Raw genomic sequence first — 17,408 nt, forward strand, 5'->3', positions numbered from 1 at the left:
ATCGCGCCACTCTTAAGTAATAATACAGGACCGGCTTAACAAAAAAATAAGAACGTCACAAAAAAAGACTTTATATATTAACAGTACACAAGTGTGATGAAAATTATTATTCCGTCCTGATTCTAAAGACCAAAGTGGCGCCATTTACCAAAGAACCATAGAATAAAAACGAACAATATATCATATTAACATAAATATAAATTAGAAACCAAAGCTGTCGGAAATGGCTCGGTTTCGAGGGTCATTAGACAGCAAAGGTTTCGCACGCCTCAATGGACAGAATAGACGCCAAGAGACATAGCGAACTCCGACAGCCGCTATGTCTCTTTCTTTCATTTCAATGAGGTATTTTAATGTCAAATCTTAAATTCTATTACGTTGACGGTCCAGTTGGAAGTCATAAGACAACGTCGCTACTGTCCTATCTCCGTAAAAAGCCAATACCCGCCACCATTTGCACACAGACGAACAATCTCAGCGACCAATACAAGTCTGCTGAAGGTCTTGGTATCGAAATGATATGTCGGGATATTCGCCCGGATGGTGATTATACCGCTGCAGGGAAGACCTACCGGGAAAGGCTCAAGAACCGCAACAGCGGCATTTATGCGGTTAATCAGCAAGTAGCTATTAGCTGCCAAGACGCCGATCCGGACCGGCTCTACTTCTTCGATGAAATACCAACTATCTTCGAAACGTTTAAATTCAATTCCCTGCCCCTAACTCAGGATTTCGTATCCGGATGGCTCGCTTCCTCACTCTCTGAAGCACCCGAATATTATGAACTGGTGCCTACAAATCACATTAGAAATATTGCCGAAAGTGGATGGAAAGATGACGTCCTGAAGGATTGTGAAGACATCCTGAAAGTGGCTCAACGGATTGCTAGCCCGCACTACCGAGTTTTCGTACTCACTAAGGCGTTCAACGCGTTCAAGAACGGAATCCCGAAACAAATTCAGTTCTTTGTCGTCGCCCGCCCGTCACTCTTTCCCAAGCATTCGACCTTCATTGGTGCGAACTATAAGAATTCCCTCCAATACCTTATTTGGTCCGCATCTGAGGATGTCGATCTGATTCCGCATGAGTCAATCAGGGCGGACCATGAGGACCTTAGCCATAAGGCTGCAATAACCGAAATCTACTACGTTAGCGAACGCGACTTCAGCAAGGCGCTCTTCACCAACAAAGGTCAGGGAACAACCAGGGCAGCAGCACCGACGAGCTTCACCAAGATAGCCAAGGCAACCGGAAAAGCCATTGCGGAAAACTTCCCAGGCATAAAGTTCCTGTATTGCACCAACACCATGTACGAAGCAACGAAATGGGATGCCCCGCTGGGTCATTTAATTTCGAGCAATTCCCGCGGTTGGAATGGTGGTCGAGAATTTAACATGGCAGTATTCTTGGCGGCTATTAACTTCGACCCGGCGACAGTCAGTTTCTTATGGAAGGTCTACGGCATAGACCGTCAGGCAGCTAAGTACGCTCTCACATATGAATCTGCCTATCAGTTTGCCGGTCGCACAAGCCTACGAACCAAAGAGGTGAACGACCGTGTAATTCTGATCTTTGGGGATCAGGCGACCGCCAATGCTATGCAGGGATTTATACCGGGTTGCGCGACGCCGACGCTACTGGATATCGGCATTCCGGAGCTGTTGTTCCGTAAGGACATAGAGACCGACGAGGAACCACAGAATGAGAAACAGCCGCTCAAGGTTGCGAAGCAAAGAGACGATGCCGCTCGGAGTCAGCTTCACCGCCGCCGCAAACGCATCGTCAGCAATCACAACCAAACAGTTCAATACGACAATTTTCGTTTCCGGTTTTGGGCAAATCGGTCTGCGGGTGAAACTTTTGAACCCGAAGCGCTCAACTGGGGGACCGTCCTTGAGTATTTCGAGACGCAGGTGAATGGGACAGAAATTCCCTCAAAAGACGCAAACTCGATGTTTCGCGAAGGCTTCTTCTTCAATTACGAAAACCATCTTCTGAAGGGCAACATTCAGTCGACCAAACTCGTCATCCTTGACATCGACGAAGTCACAGGCGACGTGACCGAGCTTTCCGACTACCTGAAAAACCAGAAGATTTCGCACCTGATAGTCAGCACGTTCAGTTGCGTTAACTTCGGCAATTTCAACGAACGTCAGATCAAAATCCGCGTTCTCATTCCGCTCACAGAAGCTGTGGATGCTGAGAACTACAATCGCATTATACGACTGTTGGATCAGGACATCAGAGAAAAATTTCCGAGGGAAGACGGCGGTAGTCACTTCCCGGTTGATCCGTCGTGCATGAGCATCAACAATCGCTTCTACGCACCGTGCCGTCCGACCAAGGGCGATCCAATTTACATCGATGGAACGTACTATGAGTTCGAATTAACACGATCTTTAGAGAAGAAGCCCGTGTTTCTCGATGCGCGTTGGTTCATCTGCCGTAACCTACCCGAAGATCGGGAAACGCCTGTTACGAAGCGCCACGTAGCTGCAAGCGTCCGGAAAGCAGCCAGAGCCATCGTTCTCGAGTGTGCCGCTATCGCGGGCAAAGGCAATGGTGATCGCACATGGTATAACGCCGCTGTCGAGCTCATAAAGGCGGGATACTCCAAGGAAGAAGCAATAGCTGCTCTGGTGGGCAAGGAGCACATGTTCGGCTCAGGGAAAGGTCGTGATGCTATTCGTGCGGTTAATCATGTAATAGACAGGAAACGATCACACGCGTTGAACGCTTCAGGACCAATCAATAATTTCATCTGAATGGGAGAATTAAAATAAATGATTATGATTTTCTTTAAATATAGATTCTGGATACAACCATGATGAATAACAATTTCGGCAGCTGGAGACAAAATGTAGCCATTACGGTCGAAGCTCAATATCGCAATCAGGCGCTTGTCCAACTTGGTTTGACTGCCATGGGGCAAGAGCCAGACATAATAGTGTGGACGCGCCAATCCGCGCGCAGGGGCGATTGCGAAAGCGTAGTTGCGGAATTGACGCTTCTACTAGCAAGCATACCAGTATCCAGTTGGACGGTGGACTGGTCGAGATCCTCGTACTGATCGTACCCTGTTTAAGCTAGGATTTTGCTACTCATGACACGGGTCGCACTGGATAACAGGATATGCAGCTCAGGCGACCATCCAGATCCTAAGTTTGTCTGGCAGGTATTGCCCGTACCAGTCGCGTTCAATTCGAATACATCGCCCAAAAATAATCGCGGATTCCAAGACATATTCCTCACACGTTCTCTTCCTTGGTGACGCAGTCCGTTTACAACTAGACGGATCGATCGTTAGGAGGAAATTGTGCTTATAGATCAATGGACATTCATACTTATACTAGCATCCATTATCGGCGGGGGAATCGGTGCCCAAATATCCGAAGTTGCAGCTTGGAAAGGGGCGCTGATCGCATCGCTGGCTTCGATCGTCGCGATATTGATAGCAATATTTGTTACAGCTAATGGGTTTGTTACGTTCATCTCATCGATGATTGTTGTGGGCGTGAGCGGCGGAGCTTTCAAGCTTACTGGCAATCAAAACATCGCAGTTTTTCTTGGGATGATTCTGGGTGCAGGCGCTGCATTCTTCGTTGCCGATTTGGGGCGGTAGCATCAACACGGGCACCTATCTCTACCTTACAGGGCGTAGACCAAAAAGTTCGCGCTTCTGTCGACTAGAACTAACGGCGATCAATTGCCTAGCTGCCGCGTAGGAGTTTTTTGACCGCCCCCTAGCTGGTCGCCACGTTATGCTTGCACAGAAATCAGGTTCACTTTCTACTGTCGAAATTCAAGGGGATCGCATGCTTCGCGCCGTTTCTATCTTTTTTTTAGCGTCCACCATTCCTGTTCACGCCGAATTTAAAGACTGGAGTGGTGGCTACTATTGCAAGATTACAGCCAGCGTTGGTGTCGAGTATAACAAAAGTACAAATGACTGGAGCGGCGCTATTTTTAATCCTTCTGATGCGGCGCTCATGCTTTCGGTCGAAGCGACTGGCAACATCGCGAAGTCATCTAGCGGTCCGGTTCCTACATATTTGGTGAGGGTAAAAAGGCTTGGTGAAAACTATGAGGCGGAACGGTGCGCGATCAATGGCAGTGACTTGCATGTGCCAGTTGATCTCGATGGCTCAGGCAGCTGCAGCAACAGATTCAATTATAGGTTCAATTTGATGACGTTAAAACTGCAAGTCTCGTATGATGGCAGTTTCATGGATGACTCGACCACAAGCTTTGACCCAGCATTCATTGCCGTAGCACAGTGCGAAAGAGCCAGCTGATGGGCATTCACCGCTGCCAATCCGCTAAACCCTAGCGAACACTATTTAGCGCGAATAGGAAGCCAAGATTGCCAGTACGCAGCAGATCCCATCAACTTGAAACGACCTCGATAAAGGCGTTCGAAAACCTGCTGCCGCCCCACTGGGTATGCAGGAGAAAGAGCGACGACTACGGCGTTGACCTAGAGGTTGAGCTCTTCGGTGAAGACGGAAAAGCAACTGGGTTGCAGTTCATCGTGCAACTGAAAGCAACTGACAACCTCATCAAAGAACGTTCAGTGCAGATGGAGGTAGATCGTATTGAGTACCTTGCCTCCTTTCAGCATCCCGGTATGGTCGTCCGGTATTGTGACGCCAACAAGAGCCTCCACTACGCCTGGGTCAGCAACATCATCGCCACCCACAAAAAACCTACGAGCAAAACATTCACGCTAAAATTTCGCCCGGACGAAGTTTGGACCGACGCCACCCCCGAAGCGATTTCCAAGACACTTAGAGTCAAGCGCACACTGACTAATCCACTTCGGCTTCCGATTGGGCTCAAAGTGGATATGGAAAGGACAGACGCCAGCAGCTTATTTAACTTGAACCATGCGATTTCGCGGCTCGTTAACTTAAGCAGTCTGATGACGTTTAGCGACGACCCGGACCGCTGCTTACCTGTGACGGTCTGGCTAAACGATCAACAGATGGCACTAGCGGTAGATGTAGTTGCAAGCCTTCAGTTTTCCTCACCTGACTCTGAACGCGCCGAAATTTTCAATAAACTAGTTTACGGCTTGGCTTTCATTTCGGGCACGTTGGGCATGAATGCTCAGAACGATGAGCTCAACCGCATCATCGTGCAGAATAAATTAGTCGCCCAATCCCGACCCATCTCGGCGACCGTAGCGGTGCACGCCCTTGAACACCCGGAGTTAGCCAGCGAAATCGCCAGCTTAAACTCTTTGCACGAATTTCAAGATCTGGCTTACGCTGAATATATTCACAGCCTACTGTCAAAACACACGGACCCAGGAAAAAGATCAGCCGCCGTCACACGATTTTTCTCGGAAGCAATATCCTCTGAACGATCGGAAACCGCGAAATCAGCGCTGCATTATTCATTAGCAAACTACCACTACAACACGCAGCAATATCTGCTCGCTCTAAAAAACTACAACCTAGCAAGGAAACTTAGTAATGAATACCTTCAGAGGGATTACTTTCTATGCGAGCTAGGCGGAACACTTTTCTTTAGAAAGAAGTATAGAGCAGCGGCTTCCGCTTACAGAGCTGCCTATGAAATTGCGCCTGCGCCAAAGGTAGCAATCTGCGTAGGTGATTGTCTTATATACTCAGGCATGTTTAGCGAGGCGAAAGGGTATTTCGAACGAGTCGGCGACGACGGCGACGAATTCCTAAAGCACGAGGCAAGTCTAAAATCCTGGCTATGCGACTGTCTCCTGAGCTTCGAGGGTACAACAGGCACTGAGTACCTATCCGACTCCAATTTTTGGATCACGGAACTCGACAAGCACAACGCTTCTCACAGTTTTGATGCCGCGGTGATCGCATGCTTGATGGTAGCGTTCTTAGTGGAGGACGAACCGAGCTTGTGGGCTCAAGCATTGCTGCTAAGCCTTCAAATAAGAGATTTCTCCCTTTTGGGCGCGGTAGTGACCTGTTCTGTGTTTCGCACCGGCTATGATGCGTACACAGAGTTCAGAGACAGGTTGGCGGCAGTAGGGCTCAGAAGTGACGACTTGGCTGACATTGATGGATTAGTTGATGAACTGCACAAACTTCGAGAGGAGAATCGGCTCAAAGGGGTCACGATGCGATTTCCGTCATTTGACACTACGACTGAGCAGAGCCACGACTGACTGCGGTAGTCGGCTGCAAAGCTGCATTTTTAGCACAATGAGGATGGGATGCCGGTAACAAAGGGTGCAGGAAATCCAGATTGGACTTGGGACGAGACGTTATTGACCCTTGACCTGCTCTACCGCCACGGCGCACCGCTCGACAAACGGCATGTAGATGTAATCGCGTTGTCCGAACGTTTAAGATCAGCAGCTATCCATCCGGAAGAGGTAAGGAAGGACAGCTTTCGCAATCCTGACGGTGTGGCGCTCAAGATGCAGAATCTGCAGTCCGCGATCGATCCAACTCGACGTCTTTCATCATCGCGCACCGATCGTGCAGTTGCTTCTGCATATCCACCCACAGCGAAGGAAGTTGTCGCGAAGGTGGCAGCGCAGATCTTGGGCGAACTGGCGCAGGTTCATCAGATCGAGGATGTTCCAGAAGACGAGCAGTTTATCGAAGGGCAAGTTTTGAGTTCTTCTCACAGGCGCCGAGACCGGCGGCTGCGTCGCAGACTTCTCGACAAGTGCTCAGACCAAGGTTTGATATGCCAGGTGTGCGACTTCAGCCCGCCTCCTTTGCCCAGAGACCTTATGGAGAGTTTCTTCGAAGCGCACCATATGATCCCGTTGAGTCACGGTACGGGAGAGACATCAACCCGGGTGCGCGACATGGCATTGCTTTGCGCTGGTTGCCACAGATTTATCCATAGGCTCATCAGTAGGAGCAAACGGTGGGTGGATATACCGGAGGCTCGACTAGCAATTTCTGACAACAAGATCTGAGGCTGAGCTGCATAGCCTTGGCGACCTCCCTTGTCCCGAAGGCTAATGCGGTTCTGCTGCTGCTAGACAGCTATTTGTCATACTCAATCCTCTAGACTCACTTCAGCGCAAGGAACTTGGGTCACGCAGGCAGAAGCTAGGCACGAAGGGATAAACTCTACAAGAATACCTACTGATCGTAATAATGTTCGCAGCGATTGATGAGAGAGCGAGACGAATCCCACCACCAAATAAAAACCGCGGCGCAAAATAAAATCGGAAGCGATACCACTGCAATAACCAACATTACCTCTGCTTTGTCCAGACACAGCCGTACGAAAGCACTGAGCATTAACGTCAAAAACGCAGTCAGCGCCGACAAAGACGAAATTAAAATAAATAATTGTGCTGCCTTATCCATTTTATTACTAGATGATTGAAATGCTATCATCATTGACGCAAGATCCCTCATTGACGCCCTGTCGCCCTGCGATTCTAGCTCTTCCACTAACGCCCTGGATGAAGACAACAATTTTTTTGCCCGCTCAGATAGCAGTTGATATACAACCGGAAAGATGAAACCAACTCCAACCGCTGTACCGAGCAAACTTTCCAAGCTCTTCAACTCAAAACCAGCGCAGACCGCTAATGCCATTTAATCCAACCATCTTAAATCAAGTTCTCGAAGCCCGAGGGATTGACGCGACGAGTCTTGCGGAATCGTTAAAAATTAGCAAGGAACGATTTCTAGAAGCGCTGAGTGGAGATCGAATCCCGACGAAGAACCAGATCTTCAGAATATCGTCGCTCCTCGCAGTCCCGGCTTACGCATTCTTCATGGAAGAGTTCAAGGTTCCGGATCCGGAGATTATTGACTTTCGTCGGAGGATCCCGAGGAAGTTTAAATTCGGACTAAGTGCAGGAAAATTTGAGAGCATTTTCCAGCTGAGGGATTTCCTGGCTGATTTGTATAATAGACTAGATCTAGATGCTCCCCAAAAGCTGGTGTCAGAACAACCAGATGAAAACCCGGAGCAGTTCGCTGCTACGATCGCGAAGCTCATTTCAATCGATGATCTTCAGAAGACCAGCAAAACGAAAGCAGATTTTTATAAGATATTCCGAGAAAAGATTGAAGATCTTGGAGTTTTTGTCATGCAAGATCATCACTTACCAGACGAAATTGATGGACTGGCGCTGTATCATAGTAATTTCACATCTAATGTAATCTATATCAATTCGTCGAAGCGTAATCATGGCGCCAAGACTTTTACGCTAGCACACGAGTTGGCTCATATCCTCGGAAAGCGATCTGCGATCAGTGATAATTACAGATTTCGCAATGATGTCGAAAGATTCTGCAACAGGTTTGCAGCTTCACTTCTGATTCCCAGAAACATGTTTTTTAACGCAGTTGAGCAGAAGAGGCTGTCATTCACTTCATTTGATGAAACCATTGAGTCAGCGAAAGTTATCTCCTTCTTATTCAAAACCAGCGTTAGCGCTGCTCTAGTTCGAGCTGTAGAGCTCGGCGTTGCCGAAAGAAAGCACTACGTTGCTTTCGCTGCGGGATTCGGCTCTCCGGATTTCCTTGATACATTGAAACCGAAAGGTGGAGGCGGGAATGAAGATGGACCAGAAGCTGGGATTATTGACCTCGCGACCTATGGCAAACGGGCAGTGTCAGTAATTACAGAGGCACTCAACACCAACAAAACAACCGAGTATGAGATCTTTAAAAAAACTGGATTATCCAAGCGCCGTATCAAAGGGCTTCAGTCGATTTCAGTTAAAAAAGGTCTAGATATCGGGGACAGCAGACAATGAGCTCAATTCTAGAGACCTTCTTGGGTCATGAAATCTCGACATCGATCGATGCTTCTGGAACCTGCACACATAGCGGCGATATCAATAAGCCATTTCATATCTGCGAGGTTGAAGCTTCAGAACTGAGCCGATTCGACCCAGATGCCTACGCAGCGCTAATCGCTTTCGGTGCAACCGTCGAGCCGATAACGCTCGACGATTTGGACAAGGTTGGCGAAAAGATCTCAATGCTGGGAACAGTGCTCACGGTCCACGGGAACGGTAAAAATGAATTTCTTTACAAATACGCTATGTCTAAGCGTGTAAAGAAGCCGCTTTTGATTTCCCAACAGGACCCTCACTACGAAATACATATCGAGTGTACAAAAAAGTTCAAGAATACTGTCATTGAATTCCCTTAGAGCAAATTCAGAGGCATGACTGCGGACTGAGGACTTTCCTCCAGACCAACTTATCGTCAAAGGACAGGTTGTACGTATGCTCAAAGGCTCGAAGACCGGCGCCTGCGGCAGAGGCTTCTCAAATGAGCACAGGCCAAGGTTTTGAGTGCCAGACGTGCGAATTTTGCTCACCGCGCATGCCAGAGAGCTCATGCTGTTCTTTTTTTTGTAGCCCAGATGGAATCGCGGCAAGTCAATATTCGGACGAAGCTTCGACCTGGTGTGCAACATGGCATTGCTCATCATTAGGAGGAACCGGTGGATATATGGCGGAGGCTCGACTAGCACATAATTTGCTACGTTATATCCCAATATTTGCTACGATGTGCCTGACGCGGACATCAAAAAACCATTGAATATACTGTATTATATTGAGATATCGAATCCTGTCGGGTGCACCAATTGCGTTTATATCTGCGAACCGTGTTTTCGCTGCCTAATCCGACATTGATATTGGCTTCGCGGGCTATCTCACCTTTCAGATCAGATAGCCTGCCAACGATGCTGATGTCGTCGCTGCCTACTTCGACGCGTGCAACTACTGCTGCCAGATAACTTTTTCATGCTGGCTCGGTTCGATTTCCGCAGCCGCTTAATGATCAAATTCGAAAACCAATTGATTTGCTGCTCGGTGATCGAGACATCATCTCCCCCGCTCGCCATCAACACTTTCAAACTATTTCGGTGTCGGGTCAGGTCACGTTCTAGCTCTGCCAGCTTGCTGAGCAAAATTGGTTCGCTTCCAAGGGATTCGGAACTGGCGACAGCAGCCAACAAGTTTCTATACGCGCGCTCTGAGGCTTCCAAGTCAACTCGAATTTCATTCGCGCGCGCCTCACCATGTTTCCCGGCCACCGCGATCTTTTCGTTCATCGAATCGAGGATGCCGCGCAGCCTATCTGGCACGAGCACATTCTCGATAACCGCCTCTACCACGGAGTCATCTAGTTGCTGCTCCGGCACGGTTGCGCCGTTACAAGTATTACGACCCTGTTTTGCGACGCGGGCACAGTGGTAGTATCGATAGATATCTCCCGAGCGACCCGTGCCTGTTCGGAGCGTCATTGCTGCCCCGCATTCACAGTGTACGAGCCCCGATAGCAAAAGCGGACTACTCACCGTCTTCGCTGCGCCCTTGCGAGGATTTTTCGAGCGTAGCAATTTCTGCAATTCGGCGAACTCATCAGGTGTGATGATCGGCGGCACCGGAATCTCTACGACCTCAGCGGCTACCGGTGTCCATCGTTTAGCCTTGGCGTTTTGATTATATATTTTTCTGCCCATATAAATGGGGTTGGTCAGCATTGAATGTATGTTGTTGGTCGAGAAAGGCGCGCCTGACCGAGTGCGATAGCCCGTGCTATTGAGGTGATTGACGATGGCTTTGATGCCGAGAGCAGGACCGTCGCCATTTCCATACAAAGCGAGCTGGAAGATTTTCGCTGCTAGCGGCCTCTCACTTTCGTCGATCACGACGCGTTTTCGTCGCGGATTTACCTCGTCAGGCTGCAACGTATAGCCTAGTGGCTGGACACCTCCGACGGCGTATCCTTCTTTTGCCATCGACGTCATGGTTCGCGTCACATCGGTCGACGTTCGCCTAGAATGATACTCGTCGAAAACGGCTGTCGTTGTTTCTGCGATAAATCCACCGGTATCATTAGAAAACTGCTGCGTCAGGCTGACGACTTCGACGCCATTTGCGTACAGTTGATTTGTAACGCGATTGTAGTCCTCGACGTTTCGAGCAAATCTGCTGATAGAGTGAACGATAATTTTCTGGACCGGCTTTGATGAATCCAGAGCTTCGGCAATCATCAACTGAAACTGAGGCCGATCCGCAGTCTTAGCAGATACCCCCGCCTCGATGAACGTTTTAAGAACCGTCCATCCATTCTCAGCTGCACGCGCTTTGGCCTGACGCTCCTGATCAGGTATGGAGAGATCGCTTTTAACGCTCTTATTGTCGGAAACTCTACAGTAGATAAAAACGGCGGGATTGGCAGTGCTTTCGAGTGAGGGCCACGAGGTTGGCGCTTCGATTCGTTGTCGCCTCGCCTCTACCGAAAGGCGTTTCGAGGAACTGCTATCCGGCGACAAATTTTGGCTTTGTTGCATACGTTTTCTTCGAGCCATTCGTAGCGACCTTTTAGTGAAACGCGGAAAACTGCGGACGCCCTAGGCTGCTATTTCGAGGGCCATCCATCCCCATTTAAGCTAGGAAATATGGACCGAAGTTCCTCGCGCAGGGCCGTAAGCAGGGCGGTTGTCTCCATATTGGAAAATGCCTCCGTCCTGGCAAAATCACAGAGTATAACTCGGTTGGCTCGCGGCTTAGCTCGCCTGATATTTTCTTTGCGATATCTTTTCTTGCCGGTTCTCGTTGGTGTCGATGTTCGGGCTGCTGCGATATCGAGCACAGCCGGATTGCTGCCTTCGCCACCAACGGGGTGGTTGTCTGTGAATTTTCTCATCTCAATGCTCCATTCTACCTACAGGCTACACAGGGTAATTTGAGGCACTTTCAATTCATTGCTGGGCGATGTTGCTCTGAATTGCGAGACAAAGGCTGTAATACTATAATTGATTTGTAAATATCTTTTGAGATTGCGTTTATGTCTGGGGGCGGCGCAATAATGTCAACATTCAAAAATCGAAATCCCATATCTGTATTTTTTTAGAATTAAATATTGACTGAATTTCTTCTTTTGAAGGATTTCTCCGAACTTTGGTTCGCACCCTATTTTCTAAACTGATCTAAAACTGCTCATGCTTTTGCAATATCACATTTTTGTGAACGACGGTGCGGCGTCTTTAAAACGGGCTTTTGTGAGGTGCGGACGCGGTGCAGGCTGGGCCACATCGCATCCACGGGCTCGGCCCAAACCGTCACGGGACGGCAATCGGTAGCATGGAACTTGAAGGTCCCTATCGAAATGACGGGGTTTCTAACGCGGCAGTTCAGGCAGCCACCATTACGGGAAACGACATTTCAATGGTAACCATTACCGACGCAGATATAGTGGCTGTCGATTTGGAGAGCGACGATGGAAAATGAGCGCCAATCCGAGTTGCGCATCCTGAATTCAACTGAGAACCTCGCCGGAGAAAAAGCCGACGTTGGACAGACGTTAAAGGATACCGCAATCGGCAATCTAACGATCCGCGAAGCCGCAGCTTTTGCATTTTTTGCCGTGTATGCTCGGTATGAGTACGCTGCTAAGGTCTGCGGCTTTGTACATCAAGGTCCGCCCCCTCGGGACCTCATAGTCAATCCGCAGATGGTAGCTGACAACGTCCGTGAACAATTCACAAGACAAATGGACGAAAATCCTCATCTTCGACATGCCGTCGACTATTTCGAAGCAAACCCGCCTCAAAAACAGGTTTGGGACGGACGCGGCGCAGCTTGGGTCGCACCACAGTATCAAGGCGCGGACGGTTTAAAGAAGCTTCTACTGCACCTTGCCCAGGCACGAAACAACCTGTTTCATGGTGGCAAAGGCTGGAAGCCTGATCTTCGTGAAGTTGAACGCGACAATGATCTGATAAGATATGGCCTAATAATCCTAGATGCGGTGATTAAGTCTGACGACAATCTATTCCATGAGTTTTCGTCATATGAGTGAGCGCTGGGTCCAGGTAAATGCTAGTGCTGCGCCCTTTTGGGAGATGATCTTACGGTGAGATCGATTCCAATAACCTGAATGGCTTCAATATCCGCCCGGCTGACTATTAGCGCCTGCGCATGGTCCTGCAATGCTTGGCAAAGCGCAGAGAAGTCCAAGGTGTCTGCGCTCTTTGGATTCGCCCATGACGCCCGCTTTCCATTTCTTAAAAGCATAAAAATACCATGTGATGATCGCTTGTCTCGAAGGTAGTCGTTGCAAAGTTGATTTTCGATCCGCTCAAATAGTTTGGGGCCAGACCAGCGGTCGGCAATTTTAACTTCGGTGGGCACAGGGCCGTCAAAGCCGGTTGTCAAAAAGCGAAGGTCTGGTCTCTTCGCATCAGCTAGTTCGTCCTCCTGGGGAACCACGTACCGGCCACGCGCGCGATCTCGAAGCCATCCGCTTACGAAGTTGCGCAGCTGCGTTTCCTTGGTCGCGTTCAACAGTATATCGGCTATGCTAGTGTCTCCATTTTCTAGATCGTCCTTGAGATCGAGAAGGCGCGAGCACGCAAGTTCGAATAGCTGTCGGTGATCGGAAGGTAGGACTTCGGCTTCACGGGAAAAATCTTTCACATCATTTGGCCGCCATGCGGGCAAATCTGAGTCTTGGATAGCTCGTCCTACGGCATGGGTCATCATCCAAGCCCGAGTCTCGATTTCTGGATAGTTCTCCGCGATTTCTTTGAGTGCCAGATAGGTCTCCTTACCTGGAATCTCACTGAGCAACTTGAAGACGGTATTCCTCGCGTCTTGGGCGTCGTCTCGGAGACCCGGAGAATAGACGCCTTTCCCTGCGCGCTCGATGTCGTCCTTCCGTTTGATGTTCTCATGCAGGACAAAATGGAGCTGTCGCAAGTGACGAGCGTTTTTGTAGTTTTGCCGAAACTTACCACCAGACCGTCTGCCACCCAAAAGCTGCACGGCAAAATTCATGCAAAACTCCGTTCGCAATTCCTCATTTTCGAGTTCGCGAAGGACGCCGTGAAGTCGCTCAATGCCCTGATCAGGATCGACCGACACTAAGAGTGCAACAAGGAAGGATTTTGTTTTAAAGTCAGAAGTCGTATCTATCAAGCTGGAAGCAAATATGGCGATTTCGTTGTCTGTGATCACCTCATCACGAACGATGATAAGAAGAGCGCTTTCTAGGCTGCGGTAGTTTTTAGGCATTCTACGCTTAAGTATGTCGATGATCGTCCGAGAGAGGCCGATTGCCAGATCATGGCCATGCCATAGCAAATCCGACAACAGGTAATTTGGGTCTACCTCGTTGTTAGATGTAGTAACTTCCCACTCGATCTCCGCTGCAAATCGTTCATGAACGATGTCTGGAAACGCTTTGCTCAAACTCGCCAGCCATGCCGGGAATCCGTTCAGTTCCCACAATGCGTACCGCACTGCTCGGTCTACTTCCGCTTTCGTGAGCCCGGACGGCCAATCGATGGTTTCGCTGCTTTCAATGGCAATTCCACTGAGCCCAAGTACGATGGCATGCGGTACGCTGTTCGGATTTTCCAATCCCTCAGACCGAAGTGTCGGCTGGTACTCGCGCCAATAAGCCACAATGCTATCCCGAAATGACTGGGCGACAGCAGAACCGTACGTCACTTCCAGGTCACGCCAATTGGAATAGGCCCATTTATTTCTGTCCGGCGCAGACTTGCGCATTTCTGAATGAAGGTTCACCTGGCAACGCCAAACCGACCCTGCCGCCGCTTCTCGATTGTCCAGCATCTGGGCATGGTTCTCGATGAGCCACTGTCGGTTATGCTCGTAGATTTCCGCTTCCCTCTTTTTTCGGTCGCGGCGTCGGCGCTTGTATTCACTCTCCTGCTTTTTCCATTTCCGCTCCGCCTCGGAAAGTTTGGGAGGCCGCAGGCGTTCATTCATCACAGCTTCCAGCTCCGAATTTCCTTTGACCTTTCGGCGAAGGGCTCTCAATTCTACGGCTGGCCTTCCTGCCTGCACATAAAGGTTTAAGGCCATGGTCAATGCGACGAGCTTGTCATCCTGATCTTCACGCTCTTCTATCTGCGCAATGAAATATGGGAGGTCTTCAGCTTTGAATTCCCAGTAGTCCCTGAAAATCCGGGCATGCCACCAATCGGTTAGTCGCTCACCATTTTCGGCTAGTTTAAGCTTTCGGGCATCCTCCACGTCAAACCAGAAGAGCGCCTTGTTAAGGTCTCCCCATGACCTAACGGCATCTTGAAAATTATGGCGTTCTTCGCCGTTTCCGTTCCAGTTACTATTGAGGGACGTGAGGGATATTGCTCCGAGGCTGGTTCGATCCAAGGCGTGCCTAGATTTCAGTGCGATCAATCGGGCCGCGATCTTGGCTGCTATGGGAAGAAGCCATTTAAAAGCTTGTGAAAGCTCAAGCTGATTGCGTTCCGCGAACGGTGAGCGCTTCAACAGCGGTGACAGCCCGTGAAGCGTCTTAACAAGGTCGCCCTCTGAAAGACGGTCCATCAGATTTCTAAGAGATCGTTCGAGGTCAGAGTAGCCTATTTCCTCAGGTTCGATGGTATGTTCCAAGCAAGCCAAAAGCTCGCTGATAGGCAGGTGCTCTGGAACGAACAGATCAACTACCTCAGAGAAAAGCCGTCTGCTGGGTTGAGGTGTCGATCTTGCGATCAACGTGGCTGCATCTGTTTTCTGCTTGATGGTCCCCACTACATTCAAAGCCCGTACGGCAGCAATTCGGCTGTATGTGTCCTGAGCCGCATCAATGGCGATCTCAAACGCGACATCCCGGCATGAGGCGTACTTTCCCTGCCAAACAAATCCAAGGAGAAGGGAGTTCACGTTGGCGTCGCTTTTGTGGAGGACGAGCAGGTCGCTGATCGTATGCTCCAAGTCATCCGTCGCGAACCGCCTTATCGCTGAATAATCCACTGAAGAGCGGAATAGCGTTTCCTGTTTAATTCGGTTGCACACGTCTCCTATGATCGCCGCTCGATCATCGTGTGGGAGTTTCGTTGGGTCACCATCGTGGAAAAGAATGTCCGGTGCGATCTTCATCACTCGTTCGCGAATGCGTTGATCGCCGATGCACAGCCAAGGGAGTATTGGCCTGGAGGTGGGCACAACGACTTCCAGGCCATATTGCACCCTGAACAACAAGTTTTCGATTTCGCGGCGCGATTTCCCTTCCGCAATCAGTTCCAGCAACCAAGCTGCACAAAGGAACTCACGAACAGAGCGATGATGAAATCGAACCGTACCGTATATCGCTTGGTCGAAAATCGGGCGCGCTAAAAGAGAAGAAATGTCGTCTGCCGACCAATCGTCCAGCACCTTCGAAGGGTCGATGCAGTCGGGGCGCAACTGAGTATCTGGCACCTGAATGCGAGATATTTTCTGATAGGTCACGGCCGCAGCAAGACGCTTTGCGCCAGAATACGCTTTGCTCCAAGTCAGCGGTCTCAGTCGATCTCGATTTGGATCGCGCTCCCGAAGCCTCAATTCAATATCCGCTTCCAGCAACTCTGCGCGCGTACCAATGCGCCCGTTGGTCTTCCAGAAGCTGACCAGCTCGATAAAATCTTGTGGGCGAGAGAGGTAGTCTCTGACATCTCTCCGCTCGACCTGGTCGAAGAATTCATTTTCGTTGGTGACGTTTAAGGCGCGAGCCAATTGCTTAACCTGGTCGTCATCCAGATGACCAAGAGTAACGACGCGAATCGTCCTTCGCATTTCTTTGGGCTCTGATGCTTGGCCATCATCTTGAATGTCGGAAAAGAGTACCTCATCCACGCGTTCCGACCCTGCCATATCGACGTTCGGCCGGGTCGCTTCAGCTTCGGCCTGATAGGGGAGCTGGGCCACAATAAGATCAAGGTCCGTCTTTGGACGCCATTCTGAAATCCTGCTCGTTATGAAGATATGGCTACGTTGACACGCCGACCCCAGCTTTCTGGCTAGCCTTCTGATCGCCCTTTCGAAGTCCCGGGGATCGCTTAGTCTTGCTTCGTCGACCGAGTCTAGGAACAACCAACCTTCATCGTCAGACCTGAGCCAGTGCTCAAATTCGTGAAAGGAGCCTGTCAGTTGGTCATCGAAGGCATCCTCGATTCCGTCCAGAAGATATTCCAGACGAATGAAAAATGCCTGCTTCCCGGCGGCTCTGATCCTCTTTGCCGCTTGCTGTATTTCTATGGTTTTCCCGGACCCGGCCTCTGCGAGAATAATGGTCCGGTATTCAGTCTCTAGATCATCCCAGTGAATTGCCGAAGACAAAGCCCAACGCGGCCTCTCTTCGTAGTCGGCCAGATTTGCAACGTCTTGTGGAACGGAATAAAAATTTCGACGAAGCTCTATGAATTCATCCATCGACCAGGCACCTGCGACTCGTCAGTTGTCACATGCAGATTTTCCCGACATTCAGATCGCTCAATCGCATTTTCATCCGATTGATGGGTTTTCACCAGGAAACAATATGGTTCGACCGAAGCACAGAGGAAGTCCGCCAAGTTTTGCCGCAAACCGATATTTGCAGCAGCAGTCTAGTTAACGTGTTCTGAGGCTGTGAGCATTCTGTGTCAAAATACTTGATAGC

The 17,408-nt window shown here is 49.6% G+C and carries 11 protein-coding genes; 8 read left to right on the forward strand and 3 right to left on the reverse strand.

Annotated elements, in window-relative coordinates; translation table 11 throughout:
- Window positions 1–353: 353 nt before the first annotated feature.
- The 5 genes from M1E12_RS12110 (at window position 354) to M1E12_RS12130 (ending at window position 6,928) form a co-directional block, all read left to right on the forward strand.
- Window positions 354–2,765: a hypothetical protein gene (locus M1E12_RS12110; RefSeq protein WP_479561963.1), complete on the forward strand. Its 2,412-nt coding sequence runs from the start codon at window positions 354–356 to the stop codon at window positions 2,763–2,765.
- Between the two features lie 551 nt (window positions 2,766–3,316).
- A complete protein-coding gene (locus M1E12_RS12115) occupies window positions 3,317–3,622 on the forward strand; it encodes a hypothetical protein (RefSeq protein ID WP_479561964.1) in 306 nt (101 codons plus the stop codon).
- Between the two features lie 139 nt (window positions 3,623–3,761).
- Window positions 3,762–4,295, forward strand: a complete 534-nt coding sequence (locus M1E12_RS12120) for a hypothetical protein (RefSeq protein WP_479561965.1) — start codon at window positions 3,762–3,764, stop codon at window positions 4,293–4,295.
- A gap of 68 nt (window positions 4,296–4,363) precedes the next feature.
- The gene (locus tag M1E12_RS12125) at window positions 4,364–6,160 is read left to right on the forward strand and encodes a DUF4365 domain-containing protein (RefSeq protein ID WP_479561966.1); all 1,797 of its coding nucleotides are present in this window, start codon (window positions 4,364–4,366) and stop codon (window positions 6,158–6,160) included.
- A 48-nt stretch (window positions 6,161–6,208) separates the two neighbouring features.
- On the forward strand, window positions 6,209–6,928 hold the full coding sequence (locus M1E12_RS12130) for an HNH endonuclease (protein WP_479561967.1): 720 nt from the start codon (window positions 6,209–6,211) through the stop codon (window positions 6,926–6,928).
- 169 nt (window positions 6,929–7,097) lie between these two features.
- Here M1E12_RS12130 and M1E12_RS12135 read toward each other — a convergent pair whose 3' ends face one another.
- A complete protein-coding gene (locus tag M1E12_RS12135) occupies window positions 7,098–7,562 on the reverse strand; it encodes a hypothetical protein (protein ID WP_479561968.1) in 465 nt (154 codons plus the stop codon).
- Between M1E12_RS12135 and M1E12_RS12140 the strand changes: the two genes are divergently transcribed.
- Window positions 7,556–8,734: an ImmA/IrrE family metallo-endopeptidase gene (locus M1E12_RS12140; protein ID WP_479561969.1), complete on the forward strand. Its 1,179-nt coding sequence runs from the start codon at window positions 7,556–7,558 to the stop codon at window positions 8,732–8,734. The genes M1E12_RS12135 and M1E12_RS12140 overlap by 7 nt on opposite strands.
- Window positions 8,731–9,135 carry a hypothetical protein gene (locus M1E12_RS12145; RefSeq protein ID WP_479561970.1) on the forward strand — a complete coding sequence of 135 codons (405 nt, stop codon included), beginning with the start codon at window positions 8,731–8,733 and terminating at the stop codon, window positions 9,133–9,135. The genes M1E12_RS12140 and M1E12_RS12145 overlap by 4 nt, the downstream gene beginning before the upstream one ends.
- Window positions 9,136–9,657: 522 nt before the next feature.
- On the opposite strand, the gene M1E12_RS12150 is transcribed toward M1E12_RS12145, so the two are convergent.
- Entirely contained in the window at window positions 9,658–11,292 is a 1,635-nt protein-coding gene (locus tag M1E12_RS12150; RefSeq protein WP_479561971.1) for a recombinase family protein, read from the reverse strand.
- Between the two features lie 929 nt (window positions 11,293–12,221).
- Here M1E12_RS12150 and M1E12_RS12155 point away from each other — a divergent pair.
- A complete protein-coding gene (locus tag M1E12_RS12155; protein WP_479561972.1) occupies window positions 12,222–12,803 on the forward strand; it encodes a hypothetical protein in 582 nt (193 codons plus the stop codon).
- A gap of 20 nt (window positions 12,804–12,823) precedes the next feature.
- Here the strand turns inward: M1E12_RS12155 and M1E12_RS12160 are convergent, their stop codons facing one another.
- Window positions 12,824–17,182: an NACHT domain-containing protein gene (locus tag M1E12_RS12160; RefSeq protein ID WP_479561973.1), complete on the reverse strand. Its 4,359-nt coding sequence runs from the start codon at window positions 17,180–17,182 to the stop codon at window positions 12,824–12,826.
- Window positions 17,183–17,408: the final 226 nt, after the last annotated feature.

The organism is Rhizobium sp. K33 (genome assembly GCF_056501445.1).

What these genes read in the sequence shown, in the direction of transcription:
- M1E12_RS12110 (WP_479561963.1), top strand. Translation starts at nt 354, where the DNA reads ATGTCAAATCTTAAATTCTATTACGTTGACGGTCCAGTTGGAAGTCAT.
- M1E12_RS12120 (WP_479561965.1), top strand. Translation starts at nt 3,762, where the DNA reads ATGCTTGCACAGAAATCAGGTTCACTTTCTACTGTCGAAATTCAAGGG.
- M1E12_RS12130 (WP_479561967.1), top strand. Translation starts at nt 6,209, where the DNA reads ATGCCGGTAACAAAGGGTGCAGGAAATCCAGATTGGACTTGGGACGAG.
- M1E12_RS12140 (WP_479561969.1), top strand. Translation starts at nt 7,556, where the DNA reads ATGCCATTTAATCCAACCATCTTAAATCAAGTTCTCGAAGCCCGAGGG.
- M1E12_RS12135 (WP_479561968.1), bottom strand. Translation starts at nt 7,562, where the DNA reads ATGGCATTAGCGGTCTGCGCTGGTTTTGAGTTGAAGAGCTTGGAAAGT.
- M1E12_RS12145 (WP_479561970.1), top strand. Translation starts at nt 8,731, where the DNA reads ATGAGCTCAATTCTAGAGACCTTCTTGGGTCATGAAATCTCGACATCG.
- M1E12_RS12150 (WP_479561971.1), bottom strand. Translation starts at nt 11,292, where the DNA reads ATGCAACAAAGCCAAAATTTGTCGCCGGATAGCAGTTCCTCGAAACGC.
- M1E12_RS12155 (WP_479561972.1), top strand. Translation starts at nt 12,222, where the DNA reads ATGGAAAATGAGCGCCAATCCGAGTTGCGCATCCTGAATTCAACTGAG.
- M1E12_RS12160 (WP_479561973.1), bottom strand. Translation starts at nt 17,182, where the DNA reads ATGGATGAATTCATAGAGCTTCGTCGAAATTTTTATTCCGTTCCACAA.